Origin of the sequence: Oceanipulchritudo coccoides (assembly GCF_010500615.1) — a bacterium.
Taxonomy (GTDB): Bacteria; Verrucomicrobiota; Verrucomicrobiia; order Opitutales; family Oceanipulchritudinaceae; genus Oceanipulchritudo; species Oceanipulchritudo coccoides.
The window spans coordinates 1-356 of the sequence record NZ_JAAGNX010000030.1 but is presented as its reverse complement, the minus strand read 5'-3'; the positions used below and the strand labels follow the sequence as shown (position 1 = coordinate 356).

At 57.3% G+C, this 356-nt stretch carries 1 protein-coding gene; it reads right to left on the bottom strand.

All coding sequences use genetic code 11. The features are described 5' to 3' along the window. The coding region (locus tag G0Q06_RS14305; protein WP_163967455.1) for an STAS domain-containing protein at positions 1–356 on the bottom strand (356 nt) is incomplete at both ends.

The following is a 356-nucleotide window of genomic DNA, read 5'->3' as shown; positions in this document are numbered from 1 at the left end:
TCGCTTCGATGGCCTGCAGGGCGGATTGATCGACAACGCGGCTGTCGGCAAAATCCACAATCACTTCAGACGGATCGCCCGCGACATCGAAGAGTTCCGCAAAACCGTCGGAGGATCCAAAAAACAATGGCCCCTGCACCTGATAGACTTTCGCACCTTCGGGCGTTCTGTAGGTCTTGGCGTGTATCCGCCGAGCGTTGTTCCAGGCATAGGCCAGCGCGCTGACTATCACGCCGACCACCACAGCAACCGCCAAATCCTCCATCACGGTGACGACCGTCACCAGAACGATCACAAAGGCATCCGTCAACGGCACCTTGCGCAGGATCATAAGTGAATTCCACGCGAATGTGCCG